Below are 16,139 nucleotides of genomic sequence, written 5' to 3' on the forward strand. Positions count from 1 at the left end.
GTAGGTTTTAGAAGGTGAAAACTGGAAGTATTATAAAAGTTTCAGGTCCTTTAGTAGTTGCTGAAGGAATGGATGAAGCTAATGTATATGATGTATGTAAAGTTGGAGCAAAAGGCCTTATCGGAGAAATCATTGAAATGAGAGGAGATAAGGCATCTATACAGGTATATGAAGAAACGTCAGGAATAGGGCCAGGGGATCCAGTAGTAACTACCGGAGAACCTCTTTCAGTTGAACTTGCACCAGGATTAATAGAGTCAATGTTCGATGGAATACAAAGACCTCTTGATGCATTCATGGAAGCTGCGAACTCATCATTTTTGGTTAAAGGTGTTTCAATACCAAGTTTAAATAGAGAAAAAGTTTGGGGCTTTAATCCTACAGTAAGTGTAGGAGATGAAGTTCACGCTGGAGATGTTATAGGAACAGTTCAAGAGTCTCCTGTAGTACTTCATAAAATAATGGTTCCATATGGACTTAAAGGTAAAGTTAAAGAAATAAAAGAAGGGGAATTCACTATTACTGATGTTGTTTGTGTTCTTGAAACTGAAAAAGGTGATAAAGAAGTTTCAATGTTACAAAAATGGCCAGTAAGAAAAGGAAGACCTTATGAGAGAAAGCTAAATCCAGTTGAACCAATGGTTACAGGACAACGTGTTGTAGATACATTTTTCCCTGTAGCTAAAGGTGGAGCAGCAGCTGTTCCAGGACCATTCGGAGCAGGTAAAACTGTAGTTCAACATCAAATAGCAAAGTGGGGAGATACCGAAATTGTTGTTTATGTTGGATGTGGAGAACGTGGTAATGAAATGACAGACGTTCTTAATGAGTTCCCAGAGCTTAAAGATCCAAGAACTGGTGAAAGCTTAATGAAGAGAACAGTACTTATAGCTAACACATCAAACATGCCTGTTGCAGCTAGAGAGGCTTCTATATATACAGGAATAACTATAGCTGAATATTTTAGAGACATGGGATATTCTGTAGCTATAATGGCTGACTCTACATCAAGATGGGCAGAGGCTTTAAGAGAAATGTCAGGTAGACTTGAAGAAATGCCTGGTGATGAAGGTTATCCAGCTTACTTAGGATCAAGACTTGCTGATTACTATGAAAGAGCAGGTAAGGTTGTATGTCTAGGTAATGAGGGAAGACAAGGTGCTATTACAGCAATAGGAGCAGTTTCCCCTCCAGGCGGAGATATATCTGAACCAGTTACACAATCTACTTTAAGAATAGTTAAAGTATTCTGGGGACTAGATGCACAGCTTGCATATAGAAGACATTTCCCATCAGTTAACTGGCTAAGTTCGTATTCCTTATATCTAGAAAAGATGGGAGTATGGATGAATGATAATGTTGCACCAGATTGGTCAACACTTAGAACTGATGCCATGGCGCTTCTACAAGAAGAAGCAAGTTTAGATGAAATAGTAAGACTTATAGGAATAGATGCTCTTTCAGAGAAAGATAGATTAAAACTTGAAGTTGCAAAGTCTATTAGAGAAGATTACTTGCAACAAAATGCTTTCCATGAAGTTGATACTTATGCTTCATTAGATAAGCAATATAAGATGTTAAAACTTATACTTAAGTTTTATGATGAAGCAAATAGAGCTTTAGAAGTTGGAGTTTATTTAGATAAAATACTTGCTCTAGAAGTAAGAGACAAAATAGCAAGAAGTAAGTATATAGCAGAAGAAGAAATAGCAAAAATAGATGATATTTCTAACGAGTTAAATAAAGCAGTAACTGATTTAATCAACGAAGGAGGGGTTCTAAATGCTTAAAGAATATAGAACAGTTAGAGAAGTAGTAGGACCACTTATGGTTGTTGATGGTGTAAGTGGAGTCAAGTATGATGAACTAGTTGAAATAGAGATGCAAACAGGTGAAAAAAGAAGAGGAAAGGTTCTTGAAGTTAATGGAGAAAAAGCTATGGTACAGCTTTTTGAAGGATCTGCAGGGATAAATTTAAAAGGAACTAAAGCTAAATTTTTAGGTAGACCTCTTGAACTTGGAGTATCTGAGGATATGTTAGGTAGAGTATTTGATGGAATGGGAAGAGCTAAAGATAATGGTCCTAAAATACTTCCTGAAAAAAGAAATGATATTAATGGTGAGGCTATAAATCCAGTAGCAAGAAACTACCCATCAGAGTTTATTCAAACTGGTATATCCGCTATAGATGGATTAAATACTCTAGTTAGAGGACAAAAGCTTCCAGTATTCTCAGCTTCAGGGCTTCCTCATGCTGAGCTTGCAGCTCAAATAGCAAGACAGGCAAAAGTTTTAAATTCTGATTCAAAGTTTGCCGTTGTATTTGCCGCTATAGGAATAACTTTCGAAGAAGCTGAATTCTTCGTAGAGGAGTTTACTAAAACAGGAGCAATAGATAGATCAGTTCTATTTATGAATCTTGCATCAGACCCTGCAATAGAAAGAATTGCGACACCTAGAATGGCTTTAACTACAGCAGAGTTTTTAGCTTATGAAAAAGGAATGCATGTACTTGTTATAATGACAGATATAACTAACTATTGTGAAGCTTTAAGAGAAGTTTCTGCAGCTAGAAAAGAAGTTCCAGGAAGAAGAGGATATCCAGGTTACTTGTATACTGACCTTTCAACTTTATATGAAAGAGCAGGAAGACTAAAGGGAAAAGAAGGCTCAATAACACAAATTCCTATATTAACTATGCCAGAGGAGGATAAAACTCATCCTATTCCTGACTTAACTGGATATATAACAGAAGGGCAGATAATATTATCTAGAGAGTTATACAAAAAAGGTATCACTCCTCCAATAGATGTACTGCCATCTCTATCAAGACTTAAAGATAAGGGTATTGGTAAAGGTAAAACAAGAGAAGATCATGCTGATACTATGAACCAATTATTCTCTGCATATGCACAGGGAAAACAGGCAAAGGAATTAGCAGCTATTTTAGGAGAATCAGCTCTATCAGATGCAGACAAAAAATATGCTGAGTTTGCTGAAGCTTTTGAAAAACAGTATGTTAATCAAGGTTTCACTACTAATAGATCCATAGAAGAAACACTAAATTTAGGATGGAAGCTTCTAAAAATACTACCAAAAACAGAACTTAAGAGAATCAGAGATGAATTCCTTGAAAAGTATATGTCAGTTGGAGAGGAAGTATAGCATATGGCAAAGTTAAATGTTAATCCTACAAGAATGGAGTTAACAAAACTTAAGAAGAGATTAACCACTGCTGTTAGAGGTCATAAGCTCTTAAAAGATAAACAAGATGAATTAATGAGGCAGTTTATAAGTCTTGTAAAGTATAACAATGACTTAAGAAAAGATGTAGAAGATAAACTTCATGGTTCATTGAAAGACTTTGTTATGGCAAGAGCATTAATGAGTTCTGAGTTTTTAGAAGAAGCTATTGTCTATCCAAAAGAAAGTATATCTGTGGAAGTAGGAAATAAAAACATAATGAGTGTTAATGTACCACTTATGACGTTTAAAAGGAAACTTGAGGGTGATACAGGAAGTATATACCCTTATGGGTTTGCAAACACTTCCTCAGAGTTAGATGACTCTATAAAAGGATTGTATGAAATACTACCAAAACTTCTAGAGTTAGCTGAAGTTGAAAAGAGTTGTCAACTCATGGCTGATGAAATTGAGAAAACTAGAAGAAGAGTTAATGCATTAGAATATATGACAATTCCTCAACTTCAAGAGACTATAAAGTATATTAGAATGAAGCTTGATGAAAATGAAAGAGGAGCTTTAACTAGACTTATGAAGGTTAAGGCTATGATTGAACAAAGAAGCTAAATTAAAAAAGAAGCTATCTCAAAATATTTGAGATAGCTTCTTAATTTTTATCCTCTACTCTTAGGAGTAGGTTGCTTCATTTTCTTTAATTGAGAATGGTCTATTGGAACTAAATCTGTCTTATTAGTCAGATTTAATACATTCATGATAGAGATGTGTTCATTCTTCTCTTTATCACCTTTAAGACCCATAACAATAACTTTATGTCCTTGATTAACTTGAATAAAAGAAGGTTTCTTAAACCAAGAATTTTTCTTATAAACGCATTTAATAACCATTTTACCTGCATCAGGTTTAACTATTAAAGTTGCAGTGATCTTGTGAAAAATCCAAAGAATAGTTTTTGTTTCTATCTTAGATGATAAAACGCTACCTTGAAATTGCGTCATTCTATCGCCATATTTCTTTATGTAAGAATCAGTATAATATTTTGAAATCTTTTCTTTAAAACCCATAATTATAACTCCTTTGTATTTATAATATTATGACATATATTGATTAAACGTAAAAATACAAATTAATTATAACATAATAACATATCTATTCAAATAAAATTTTTATTAGGATTGATTTAATTAAAAAAATCACCCGAAAGCAGGTGATTTTTTAATTAGTTTAAGTTTTTTCTAATATCTTCTAGAAGCTCCTCTAAAGAATCTCCAGTAGCATCATTACCATTTACGATCGCTATTCCGCTACAGAAACATTCTCCACATCTTCCTAGGCAACCTTCAACATTAATCTCGCTTTCAGGTATATCCTTTTTTAATACCTCTATTACTGCATCTGTATATTCATTGTTTTCACAAAAATGTAGTGCCATTTATAAATCCTCCATAAATTAAAGTTAATATAAAGCAATTATAAAATGAGAATTGATATCAGTCAATAGTTATTATTTGTTAACTTTGAATTTAAGACTTGTACTACTATTATGAGGAAGCTTCTCTTAAGGCTTCATAAAAATCCTTTACTGTAGTAAAATAAGATTAAAATAATTTAGAAACAGGTGATTAAATGGAAGCAAGGAATAGCTTAGGGCAAACGGAAGAAGAGTTTTTAAAAGAATATGATAGTTCAAAGTATAAAAAGCCATCAGTAACTACGGATAACGTAATATTTTATGTAAAAGAAAATAATATAGAGGTTTTATTAATTAAACGAGGAAATCATCCAGATATAAATAAGTGGGCATTTCCAGGTGGATTTATAGAGATGGATGAGAATCTTGAAGTTGCAGCCCTTAGAGAGTTAAAAGAAGAAACAAATATAGAAGGAATAGAGTTTGAACAGTTACATACTTTTGGAGAAGTAGATAGAGATAAAAGAGATAGAATAATCACTGTGGTTTATTTTGCTGTAATTGAGGAAAAAAAGAAAGCTGTAGCAGGGGATGATGCTGGGGATGCAAAATGGTTTTCTCTTGATTATGAAAAAATAGACATAGAAAACTCAGGAGAATATATATTAGATATAAGACTTAAATGTGATGACTTAGAATTAAATCCACAAATTAAAGTAAGTGAATCTAAAGGTAAATATATAGCAAAAAAGAAATATATACAGATAAAAAATGATAAGATGGCAGGAGATCATGGAAAAGTGTTAGCTGTAGCTTTAGAGAAGTTTTTAGAAAAGTTCTAAACAAATTATATATTTATAAGACAGAAAAAATAAAGATAGCATATTATATATGATAATAAATTAATTTGTATGGAGAAAAAAGTGTTTAATAAAGGAACAAGAATTGGATTAGCTCTTTCTGGAGGAGGTATTCGTGCTTTAATTTTTCATTTGGGTATTTTGAAGTTTTTAGCTGAAAATGGTGATCTTGAAAATGTTAAGACAATTACTACAGTATCAGGTGGAAGCATTTGCATAGGGCTTATATTGTCTATAAATGATTATAAGTGGCCAACTAGCAAGGAATATTTAGAGAAGGTTTTGCCTGAATGTAAAGGTATAGTTCTTAATAACGATATTACCAGTGGAATGATGAGGCTTAAGGAGAAGTATCCTGAGTATGATACAGTGATGCTATTGGCTAAGGCATTAGAAGAAGAGTGGGGAGTACATGGAGATTTGCAGACTATCCCTTCTTCACTTAATTGGGAAATTAATTGTGCTACTTTTGAAACTACAAAAAATTTCAGGTTTAGCAAAAGACGCATGGGAGATCCTTTATTGGGCTATACAATGAATCCAGATTTTCCAATTTCAAATGCTGTTGCTGCTTCAGCCGCCTTTCCAGAGATCATAGGGACATATAGATTAGATATGAGTTTATATAAGTGGTATAAAGATGAGTTAGGAAATACACCTTTAACTGATCCACGGGATTTTTGTAATTTGTGGGATGGGGGTGTTTATGATAACCTTGGTCTTGAAGTATTATATAGACCAGGATTTGGACTTAAAAAAGGAATTGATTTTTTAGTTGTAAGTGATGCATCTTCTCCAATTTATGAACAAGAATACTCTAGGGAGAACAGATTAGAAAATCTTCAACGTATTTGGGATATCAGTGTTAAAAAATTAAATGAATTAGTAGTTAGAAGCTTATTTAGAGATGTGATAAATAAGGGGAAAGGCGCTTATTTAAAAACAGGTACTTTTGTTTTGGATGTTCTAAAGAAGTTACCTATTCCCCACAAAATCATAATAAAACTTGGTGAAACATCTCTATCTCATGAGAGAGTATTACTTGCAATGAATTATCCTACAACTCTACTAGCTCCAACTTCTGAAGAATTTGAGTTGATTTTAAGACATGGTTATGAAACAGCATCGTGCATTAGGATAAAATCCATATTTGAAAAGTTATAGATATTTTTATCTTTAAGCTAACTAAGTGGAACAAGATTCTTCATACTTATATCTAAACATGGAGAAGAGTGAGTAAGTGCACCTAAAGATATAAAATCAATCCCCAAAGAAGCATATCTAGAAATATTGTCTAAAGTGATATTCCCGGAACATTCAACTAGAGCCTTGTCCTTAATTAAGCTCAAGGCTTCTTTTATGTTATCAAGGGACATATTATCTAACATTATAATATCTGCTCTTGCATCTAAGGCCTCTTTTACCATATCTAAGGTTTCAACCTCAACTTCAACTTTTCTAACAAAAGAAGAATTTTCACGAGCTTTAGTTACAGCAGCTTTAACTCCCCCTGCAAAAGCAACATGATTGTCTTTTAAAAGTATTCCATCAGATAAATTGAATCTATGATTTTGTCCACCGCCAATTTTCACAGAATATTTTTCTAAGATTCTTAGATTAGGAGTGGTTTTTCTTGTATCTAATATCTTTGTTTTTGAATCTTTTATTAAGGATACAACTTTATCTGTATAAGTTGATATACCGCTCATTCTTCCTAAAAAATTTAAGGCGACCCTTTCACCAGATAAGATAATTCGTGTACTTCCAGTAAGTTCACCTATTTTTTCTTTATTATAGACCTTATCTCCATCTTTTTTATATAAATCAACTTTAACCGAAAATTCTGAGTTTAAAGAAAGAAGTTCAAATACTCTTTTAAAAACCTCAAGTCCAGCTAAGACTCCATCTTCTTTTGCAATTAAATCAACTTTGCTTTTTGATTCAAGGGGTATAATAGCTTCTGTAGAAATATCTCCATTTGGAATATCTTCTATTAAAGCATCTTTAATTATTTTATCCAGTATAAGCAAATTCAACATTTATATTTCCTGCCTTTCTTTTAAATTCCTCAATTGTACTTATTCGATTTCTTGATAATATTTCCATAGGTGTACCTTTTATTTTAGGTGGATTGAAATTTATAAGAGACATACTATCTATTGAAAGATTAATTGAGTTAGCAGCTCTTCTAGAAAACACAAGTGCTTCAAGAATAGAGTTGGAAGCAAGCCTGTTTGCACCATGAACTCCTGTACAACTGGTTTCCCCTACAGCATATAGATTTCTAAGAGAAGTATGGGAATTTAAATCAACCTTTATTCCTCCCATAAAGTAATGCTGTGCTGGAGATACAGGTATTGATTCTTTAGTAATATCTATTCCTTTATTTAAGCAATTTTCATAGATAGCTGGGAATCTATTTATTAAGTAATTGCTGTTTAAAAAAGATATATCCAAATACACATGAGAACTATTTGTTTTCTTTATTTCTTCATATATAGCTTTTGATACAACATCTCTAGGCAAAAGTTCATTTACAAATCGTTCTCGTTTAGAGTTTAGTAAGATTCCTCCTTCTCCGCGCACAGATTCAGAGATTAAAAATCTTCTTTTAGAGGCATTCATCTCATATAAAGCTGTGGGGTGGATCTGGATATATTCTAGATCTTTAAGTTTTATGTTGTGTTTTAAAGCTATGCTTATAGAATCTCCAGTTAATGCACGTTGATTTGTAGAATTTACAAATAGGCCACCTATACCACCAGTAGCTAAAATCACAATTTTTGAATGAATAAACAATTGAGAATTATCCTTTAGAAAAATACCACCTATACAAGTTTCTTCATTTTCCATTAAATCTATAAGAGTAGTTTTTTCTAAAATAGTTACATTATCTAAGGATTTCACCTTATGGATTAAAGTTTCTTGAACTGATTTACCTGTAGTATCTTTTACATGTACTATTCTATTAACACTATGAGCACCTTCCTTTGTGAATTCAAAAGAAGAATCTTCCTTAAGGTCAAAAGGAACTCCTAAGGATTTTAGATTAAGAATGTTTTCCATGGATTCTTCTGCTAAAACATTCACGGCTTCTTTATTGTTTTTATATTGTCCAGCTTTTAGGGTATCCTCAATAAATAAAGGAATATCTTCTTTAGATAAGGCAGTGGAAATTCCTCCTTGAGCTAAAAAACTGTTTGTATCTGCTATACTTTCTTTTGATACAATAGTTATATTTAAATCTTTTCTTAGATTTAAGGTTAGGTAAAGTCCCGAAATTCCGCTACCAACTATTAAAACATCAGTGAATAACTCCATATTAATCCCTTCTTTTAGATAATTTGTGTATTTAATTTAAGACAATAGGTGTAGTGAATTTAATTTAAGATAATAAGTGCATGTTTTCTAGCGCTTTATAAGCCTTCATTCTGACATCTTCATCTAAAATTATTTCATTGGTTTCTTCTTTTAATGTAATATAGATGTCTTCTAATGTGGTTTTCTTCATATTAATACAAGTCATAGTAGTTCCAGGAACATAGAATTTTTTATGAGGACTTCTTTTTTTCATTTCATGAAGAACTCCAGATTCAGTTAACACTATAAATTCATCTTTATGGGAGCTTACTGAATAATCTATAATTTCACCTGTACTTCCTAAAAAGTTTGCCATATCTCTTATTTCTTTTTCACACTCAGGATGAACTAATACTTCTGCAAGAGGACGTAAATCTTTCAAGGCTTGTACAGTTTCTTTTTTTACTTTCTTATGAGTAATGCAATAACCATCCCAAAGATAAAACTTTTTATTTGGAAACTGTTCCGCTATATATTCTCCAAGATTTTTGTCTGGTAAGAAAATAATTTCTTCATTAGGGATGTTTTTCATGATGCTTAAGGCAGAGGATGAAGTAACGCAAACGTCACATAATGCCTTAACATCTGTATTTGAATTGATGTAGCTTACAACTAAAGCATTAGGATGTTTCTCTTTTAGTTTAGCTAAGCTTTGGGCATCTGCCATGTCAGCCATAGGGCAGCCAGCATCTGAGTTTGGTAAATATACTTTTTTATTTGGAGATAAGATTTTAGCGCTTTCAGCCATAAATTTTACGCCACAAAAAATTATAGCTTGCTCAGGACTATTCATAGCTATCTTACTTAAATAATAAGAATCTCCTACATAATCAGCTATATCTTGAACTTCATCTCTTTGATAATAATGGGCTAAAATCAAAGCATTTTTTTCTTTTTTAAGATTTTTAATTTCATCTACAAGATTCATAAGTTAAACTCCTAAATAAATATTTTATTGGTGTATATACAGCAGTATACTCCTAAAATTTTGATAATTCAACCTAATAATACTTCATAGAATTTTGTAAAAATGCCGGTGTTTATATTATCCCATTAAGTTCACACTAGAAGTTAATAGTTTATTCATTGACCAAAAGTAGGAATTATGGCATAATATGAGGTATAAGATAACCTTTAAAATAATATAATTAACTGGGATGGGATAAGATGAATACGATTGAGAATATTATAAATACATATAACAATATTAAAAATAAGTTAAGATTTGATGGAGAATATTTAAATTATTTTGCTTCAATACTTTCTACTGTTAATAAAAATATAATTAATTATGATAAAATAAAATATATAAGAAGATTTTTTTCAGATAGAACAGCTTGGCATTCATCTTTTAGAGGGACAGGACTTTATACAATATCAATAATTCTTTCTTTTGAAGAGGACTTAGATGAAAAAATGGAGAAGATTATAGAGATAGAGCAGGAGTTAGTATCTAAGGGTTTTAGAGAAAGTTCTTATTTGGCTTTAGCAAGTTATATTTTACATAAGAGTAAGGATAGCAATGTTATTCAAAGATTTATAGATATGTATGATATTATACATGGTAAAAGTGATAAGATAACTTGTGAAGAAGATTATCCGATGATAGCGCTTGTTGTATACAAAAATATAAGTGGAGAAATTCTTACAACTAAGTATGATGATTATTTTAGCGTGTACAAATTTGTTGAAGTTAAGAGTAATGACATCACTCAGGATATGGTGATTTCTTCTATAATTTTTAATAATGGAATAAACCTTAATGATAATATGATGAAGGAAAAGATTGAAGCACAATATGCTATTTTATATCCTATATTTTTTAATAAAACTGAAAATACAGTTAAGATGTTAGATATATGGGAGGGAAAACTTGAAGAGCATGTGGAGCTTCAGTTATTTATGGATGGAAGTTTTAGAAGATTTTTAGCCATAGTTTTAATATTACAAAACAACAAGGATATATCAAATGAAGATCTAGAAATGCTCATATCTTTATGCGTATTAAACTTTACTAAAACTCAGGAAACATCAATATTAAGTGATCTAGTGTAATGAGGGATAAATATGAATAAAAAGATTATTCATGTGGATATGGATGCGTTTTTTGCATCTGTAGAAGTTATGGATAACCCAAAACTTAAAGGGAAACCAGTAATAGTTGGAGGAACAAGTGAAAGAGGCGTGGTAGCTACTTGTTCTTATGAAGCTAGAGCCTTTGGGGTTCATTCAGCCATGCCTTTATTTATGGCAAAGGAGAAGTGTCCTCATGGGATATATCTGCCAGTTAGATATGGAAGGTATAAGGAGATATCAAGAAAGGTTTTCTCTATTTTAGAAGAGATTACGTCTATAATTGAACCAGTATCTATAGATGAGGCCTACTTAGACGTTACAAACAGTAAATTAACTGCTATGGAAGCTGCTTTATATATTAAAAAAGCTATTAGAAGAGAACTTGGAATTACTATTTCTGCAGGAATTTCTTACAATAAGTTTTTAGCTAAGATAGCTTCTGAATGGAACAAACCAGATGGAATAAAGGAAATAACTGAAGGTATGGTTCCAGAAATACTTTTTCCTCTATCAGTTTCCAAAATTCATGGGTTAGGGGAGAAGTCTGTAAAGAAATTAAATAACATAGGAATATTCAGGGTAAAGGATTTATATGCTTTACCCAATGAGCTTTTCACATATTATTTTGGGAAGTATGGAGATGATATATATAACAGAATAAGAGGAATAGATAATAGAGAAGTTAAGGTAAATCATGATAGAAAATCTATAGGAAAAGAAACAACTTTAAGAAAAAATACAAATGATAGAGAAGAACTTTTAGAGTATATAGATAGATTTTCTAAAGAAATTTCAGATATTTTAATAGATAGAAATCTGTCAGGAAGAACTTTAACTATAAAATATAAAACCTGGGATTTTAAATCTCATACTAAAAGTAAAACCTTAATGAACTATGTAGATAAATATGATGAGATATTTAAAAATGCAGTAGATATATTAACTGATGAATTAATTGAAGAAGAACTTAGACTAATAGGATTATCTATATCTTCTTTAAAAGAAAATAAAATACAGCAATTAAGATTATTCTAGTAAAAGAATAGACATAAATTAATATATAATTTATAATCACTTAATGTAGAGAGAAATTAGTAAACCAATTCTTTTGAAAAAGTTTACTCAGGAGGAATGTATATATGAATAAAAATGAATTATCAAAATTTATTGACCACACCGTATTAAAGGCTGAAACTTCAGAAAAAGCTGTAGAGAAAGTTTGCAAGGAAGCTTTAGATTATAAATTCGCCTCTGTATGTATTAATCCTTGTAATGTTAAGTTGGCTTCAAAGCTATTAGAAGGAAGCGAAGTTAAGGTATGTACAGTTATAGGATTCCCTTTAGGTGCAAATACTTCAAAGGTTAAAGCATTTGAAACAGAAGATGCAATAGCAAATGGTGCTCATGAAGTGGATATGGTTATAAACATAGGAAAGTTAAAAGATAAGGACTATGACTACGTTAGAGAAGATATAAAAGCAGTTGTAAATGCAGCTAAAGGTAAAGCGCTTACAAAAGTTATAATAGAAACTTGCTTACTTACAGATGAAGAGAAAGTAAAAGCTTGTGAACTTGCAAAAGAAGCTGGAGCAGATTTTGTAAAAACTTCTACAGGATTTTCTACAGGTGGAGCAACACCTGCTGATATAAAGCTTATGAGAGAAACAGTAGGACCAGAGATGGGAGTTAAAGCATCAGGTGGAGTTAGAAATATAGATGATGCAGAAGCTGTTATAAAAAATGGTGCTACAAGAATAGGGGCATCATCATCAATTGATATAGTTGAAGGAAGAACATCAAAAACCAATTACTAAAATAAAAGAAGTACTCTTAAAGAATATGCATCTTTAGAGTACTTTTTTATTATTTTAATTGAAAAAAACTATTCCTAAAATTGGCTAATAAGAATATTTATATATTAAACAATTAATTAAGGAGGAAACTACTCTACCTTAAGAAGAGTGGTAAATTTTATGAAAAGAGAGTTAACTCCAAAAGAAGTAATTTACAATATTGATTTAAATCAAGCCTTTCCCTTTAATAATAGGAATAATGTACAACAATACTCAGATGTTTATAAAAAAATTCAGTTAGCCTTTGGAATTAATAAGGAAGGATATAATGTTTATGTTGTAGATACTTTTTCAAAAGATAAAATAGATGATATAACAAACTTTATTAAAGATATTCTAAAGAAAAGAGAAAAACCTAAGGATATTTGTTACGTGATTTATGAAGATCCTAGATATCCAACAGGTTTATTTTTAAGTAATGGCAATGGATTAAAAATGAAAAAGGTAGTTGAAGAGATAAAAGAATTATATTATGATTCTATAATTGATTTTTATAACTCATCTAATAATAAAGATAAAGAGGATATATTAGATGAGGTATACAAAAAAAGAAGCGAGCATATTGGAACTTTAGTAGATATGGCTAAGGAGGAAGGTTTTGATTTAAAGGCAACCACTCAAGGATTTGTGTTTATCCCACTTAAAGAGGGGGAGGCCATGAGTGAGAAGGACTATGACAATCTTATACAAAATGATAAAGATAATATTATTACAAGAGCAAGTAAACTCAAGACTGGGGCAGAAGAAATTCTAGAAGAACTTAAAGAGCTAGAACTAGATTCTATAGAAAAGATCAGAGATATTTTAGGAAAATATCTAGAAGATGTTATGAAAAATAACAGAGAAAGGTATTGTAATATATTTAAAGAAGATGAAGCTGCCTTAGAGTATTTAGAGTTTATTTATAAACATGTAGAAGAATCTATAATAAATAGCTATACAATTAACTTAGAAGATGATGAGGGAAAGATAGGAGAAATTCTTAATAAGTTTCAAGTAAATGTTATAGTTGATAACAGCGAAAATGAATATCCACAAGTAATATTTGAAGAAGATCCAACCGTAAATAATCTTCTAGGAAATATAGAGTATGAAAACCATAATGGTGTATATTCTACCGATGTATCATTAATAACTTCAGGTTCTATTTTAAGAGCAAATGAAGGTTGCCTTATAATAAGGATGAGTTCATTAATTAATAGTCCAGGTAGTTATTTTTATCTTAAAAAAGCACTTCTAAATAAAAAGGTATCCTATGATTATAACAGAGGATACTTTGAATTTCTTTCATTAAATGGATTAAAGCCACTACCAATAAATATGAATTTAAAGGTGATATTAATAGGGGATTTTGAAATCTATGATTTGTTATATTCAAATGATGAAGATTTTAAAAATATATTTCCTATAAGAGCTCATATGAAATCAACAATAGATGTTGATAATGATGTAATAGCTCAAGTTGTAAATTTAATATTTAAAATAGTAGATAACAACAAACTGCTTAAGATAACTGAAGATGGTATAAAGGAAATATTTAAGTTTTTAGCTAGAAAAGCATCTTCGAAATCAGAAGTCTTGGTAGATGAGTTGGAAATAGAAAAACTTTTGTTTTTGGCAAATAATTCAGCAGTTTTAGATGGGGAGATTAATGCTAAACATATAATAAAAGCTTATTATAATGAAGAGCATATAGAAGAAGAGATTTTTAAGATGTATAAAAGTAAAAAGATGATAATAAACGTAAAAGATAAGATTGTAGGTTCAATTAATGGGCTTGCAGTAATAGATTTAGGATATTTGAGTTTTGGAAAACCTATGAGGATTACTTGTGTATGTACAAAAGGTGAAGGCAGAATCATTGACGCTCAAAGAGAAAGTAATTTAAGTGGTAAAATTCATGGTAAATCTTTAGGAATACTGAAGGCGGTTTTAAATAAATTTTTCTCACCTTATGAAAGAATACCTGTAAATTTTCACTTGAGTTTTGAGCAAACTTATGGAATGGTTGAGGGAGATTCGGCATCGGTAGCTGAGATAATAGCTATAATATCATCACTAAGCAAAAGAGGAATAAAACAATCTATAGCTGTTACAGGCTCTATAAATCAATTTGGAGAGATTCAGCCTATTGGCGGTGTAAATGAAAAGATAGAAGGATTTTTTAAGGTATGTGAGATTCTAGATACTGTAAAAGGTAAGGGTGTTGTTATACCAGCTGCTAATAAAGATGAACTAGTTTTAAGTCCTAAAGTTGAAGAAGCTGTAACTCGGGGAGAGTTTAAAATTTATACAATGGATGATTTAACGGATGCTATAAAAATCCTTATTCAAGAAGAAGGAGAAACATTAGAAGAGTTATTAGCATTTATGAAACAGGAATTGAATAAGTATGGAAAGTAATGATTTAGAGGGCGTAAGGCCCTCTATTTTTATAAAAGAGTAAAAAAAATAATAAATTTATGTAAAACCTTTGACTATTCAAGTAAATTTATGGTAATATTATGGAAAAAGAAGGAAATATTCCTGCTGCTAGAGTAGAGGAGGTGAAGTACTCTAAGGTGATTGCTTTAGAGTAATGATTATGTACTTAAAATTTAACAGGGATGAAGATAAATTAATAGTAACATTAAACGGGGAATTAGATCATCATAGCGCTGAGGAAGTGCGTGTGAAAATTGATGACAGACTTGATAGAGATAATGTTAGAAAGCTAATATTAAATTTTTCAGGTGTGACATTTATGGACAGCTCTGGAATAGGTGTGGTTATTGGAAGGTATAAAAAGCTTATAACTAAAGATGGAAAGGTAGTTATAGCGGAACCAAAAGGAAGTGTTAAAAGAGTATTTGAACTTTCAGGCTTATTTAAAATTGTTAAGGCGTATGATAGTATAGAGGAAGCTATAAACTGCCATTAATAGGGGGATAGAGGTATGGTTGATAATAAGATTAAATTAGAATTTTTAAGTAAATCAAAAAATGAGGGTTTTGCTAGAGTAGCTGTGGCAGCCTTTATTTCTCAGTTAGATCCAACTGTAGAGGAACTTACTGATGTAAAAACTGCGGTATCTGAGGCAGTTACAAATTCTATTATACATGGATATGAGAACAGAGAAGATAAAATGGTTAAAATTGAAGCGTCTATAGAGAAAACTGAAGTAACTATAGTAATAGCTGATGAGGGTTTAGGAATTGAGGATGTTGATCAAGCTATGGAACCTTTATATACTTCTAGACCAGATTTAGAAAGAAGCGGTATGGGTTTTACCGTTATGGAAAGTTTTATGGACTCTCTTCAAGTTGAAAGTGAAAAAGGTAAGGGTACAAGAATTATTTTAAAGAAAAAATTCAACTCAATATAGGCCAGGTGATGAAT

The 16,139-nt window shown here is 31.1% G+C and carries 16 protein-coding genes; 11 read left to right on the forward strand and 5 right to left on the reverse strand.

What is annotated here, in order from left to right; all coding sequences use genetic code 11:
- The first annotated feature begins 14 nt into the window (after nucleotides 1-14).
- Genes BUA92_RS08715 through BUA92_RS08725 form a run of 3 tightly spaced genes read left to right on the forward strand, consistent with a single transcriptional unit; the run spans nucleotide 15 to nucleotide 3,810 of the window.
- Nucleotides 15-1,790 (forward strand): V-type ATP synthase subunit A, encoded by a 1,776-nt coding sequence (locus tag BUA92_RS08715; RefSeq protein WP_073018716.1) that lies wholly within the window; start codon nucleotides 15-17, stop codon nucleotides 1,788-1,790.
- Complete coding sequence (locus BUA92_RS08720; protein ID WP_073018718.1) at nucleotides 1,783-3,165, forward strand: V-type ATP synthase subunit B; 1,383 nt, start codon at nucleotides 1,783-1,785, stop codon at nucleotides 3,163-3,165. Before BUA92_RS08715 ends, BUA92_RS08720 begins: the two co-directional genes overlap by 8 nt.
- Nucleotides 3,166-3,168: 3 nt before the next feature.
- On the forward strand, nucleotides 3,169-3,810 hold the full coding sequence (locus BUA92_RS08725; protein WP_021800972.1) for a V-type ATP synthase subunit D: 642 nt from the start codon (nucleotides 3,169-3,171) through the stop codon (nucleotides 3,808-3,810).
- Nucleotides 3,811-3,857: 47 nt separating this feature from the next.
- Here the strand turns inward: BUA92_RS08725 and BUA92_RS08730 are convergent, their stop codons facing one another.
- Both BUA92_RS08730 and BUA92_RS08735 read right to left on the reverse strand, forming a co-directional pair.
- A complete protein-coding gene (locus BUA92_RS08730) occupies nucleotides 3,858-4,265 on the reverse strand; it encodes a hypothetical protein (RefSeq protein ID WP_021800973.1) in 408 nt (135 codons plus the stop codon).
- Nucleotides 4,266-4,420: 155 nt separating this feature from the next.
- Nucleotides 4,421-4,633 (reverse strand): DUF1450 domain-containing protein, encoded by a 213-nt coding sequence (locus BUA92_RS08735; RefSeq protein WP_073018720.1) that lies wholly within the window; start codon nucleotides 4,631-4,633, stop codon nucleotides 4,421-4,423.
- Between the two features lie 194 nt (nucleotides 4,634-4,827).
- On the opposite strand from BUA92_RS08735, the gene BUA92_RS08740 reads away from it, so the two are divergent.
- Nucleotides 4,828-5,454, forward strand: coding sequence for an NUDIX domain-containing protein (locus BUA92_RS08740; RefSeq protein ID WP_073018722.1), 627 nt, complete (start codon nucleotides 4,828-4,830; stop codon nucleotides 5,452-5,454).
- Between the two features lie 69 nt (nucleotides 5,455-5,523).
- The gene (locus BUA92_RS08745; protein WP_073018724.1) at nucleotides 5,524-6,636 is read left to right on the forward strand and encodes a patatin-like phospholipase family protein; all 1,113 of its coding nucleotides are present in this window, start codon (nucleotides 5,524-5,526) and stop codon (nucleotides 6,634-6,636) included.
- A 17-nt stretch (nucleotides 6,637-6,653) separates the two neighbouring features.
- Here BUA92_RS08745 and nadC read toward each other — a convergent pair whose 3' ends face one another.
- The 3 genes from nadC to nadA form a co-directional block, all read right to left on the reverse strand.
- On the reverse strand, nucleotides 6,654-7,508 hold the full coding sequence (nadC, locus tag BUA92_RS08750; protein ID WP_242950120.1) for a carboxylating nicotinate-nucleotide diphosphorylase: 855 nt from the start codon (nucleotides 7,506-7,508) through the stop codon (nucleotides 6,654-6,656).
- Nucleotides 7,486-8,793, reverse strand: coding sequence for an L-aspartate oxidase (locus BUA92_RS08755; protein ID WP_073018728.1), 1,308 nt, complete (start codon nucleotides 8,791-8,793; stop codon nucleotides 7,486-7,488). Before BUA92_RS08755 ends, nadC begins: the two co-directional genes overlap by 23 nt.
- A gap of 64 nt (nucleotides 8,794-8,857) precedes the next feature.
- A complete protein-coding gene (gene nadA / locus BUA92_RS08760; RefSeq protein ID WP_073018729.1) occupies nucleotides 8,858-9,760 on the reverse strand; it encodes a quinolinate synthase NadA in 903 nt (300 codons plus the stop codon).
- Nucleotides 9,761-9,999: 239 nt separating this feature from the next.
- On the opposite strand from nadA, the gene BUA92_RS08765 reads away from it, so the two are divergent.
- The 6 genes from BUA92_RS08765 (at nucleotide 10,000) to spoIIAB (ending at nucleotide 16,125) form a co-directional block, all read left to right on the forward strand.
- Nucleotides 10,000-10,887 (forward strand): DUF4003 family protein, encoded by an 888-nt coding sequence (locus BUA92_RS08765; RefSeq protein ID WP_073018730.1) that lies wholly within the window; start codon nucleotides 10,000-10,002, stop codon nucleotides 10,885-10,887.
- Nucleotides 10,888-10,899: 12 nt separating this feature from the next.
- Entirely contained in the window at nucleotides 10,900-11,943 is a 1,044-nt protein-coding gene (locus BUA92_RS08770; protein WP_073018731.1) for a DNA polymerase IV, read from the forward strand.
- Between the two features lie 104 nt (nucleotides 11,944-12,047).
- Nucleotides 12,048-12,722 carry a deoxyribose-phosphate aldolase gene (deoC, locus tag BUA92_RS08775; protein ID WP_073018732.1) on the forward strand — a complete coding sequence of 225 codons (675 nt, stop codon included), beginning with the start codon at nucleotides 12,048-12,050 and terminating at the stop codon, nucleotides 12,720-12,722.
- Nucleotides 12,723-12,881: 159 nt separating this feature from the next.
- Nucleotides 12,882-15,164 carry an AAA family ATPase gene (locus tag BUA92_RS08780; RefSeq protein ID WP_073018733.1) on the forward strand — a complete coding sequence of 761 codons (2,283 nt, stop codon included), beginning with the start codon at nucleotides 12,882-12,884 and terminating at the stop codon, nucleotides 15,162-15,164.
- A gap of 181 nt (nucleotides 15,165-15,345) precedes the next feature.
- Nucleotides 15,346-15,681 carry an anti-sigma F factor antagonist gene (gene spoIIAA / locus BUA92_RS08785; RefSeq protein WP_021800984.1) on the forward strand — a complete coding sequence of 112 codons (336 nt, stop codon included), beginning with the start codon at nucleotides 15,346-15,348 and terminating at the stop codon, nucleotides 15,679-15,681.
- Nucleotides 15,682-15,696: 15 nt separating this feature from the next.
- A complete protein-coding gene (spoIIAB, locus tag BUA92_RS08790; protein ID WP_073018734.1) occupies nucleotides 15,697-16,125 on the forward strand; it encodes an anti-sigma F factor in 429 nt (142 codons plus the stop codon).
- Nucleotides 16,126-16,139: the final 14 nt, after the last annotated feature.

Origin of the sequence: Clostridium intestinale DSM 6191, assembly GCF_900130055.1 — a bacterium.
GTDB lineage: Bacteria > Bacillota > Clostridia > Clostridiales > Clostridiaceae > Clostridium_T > Clostridium_T intestinale.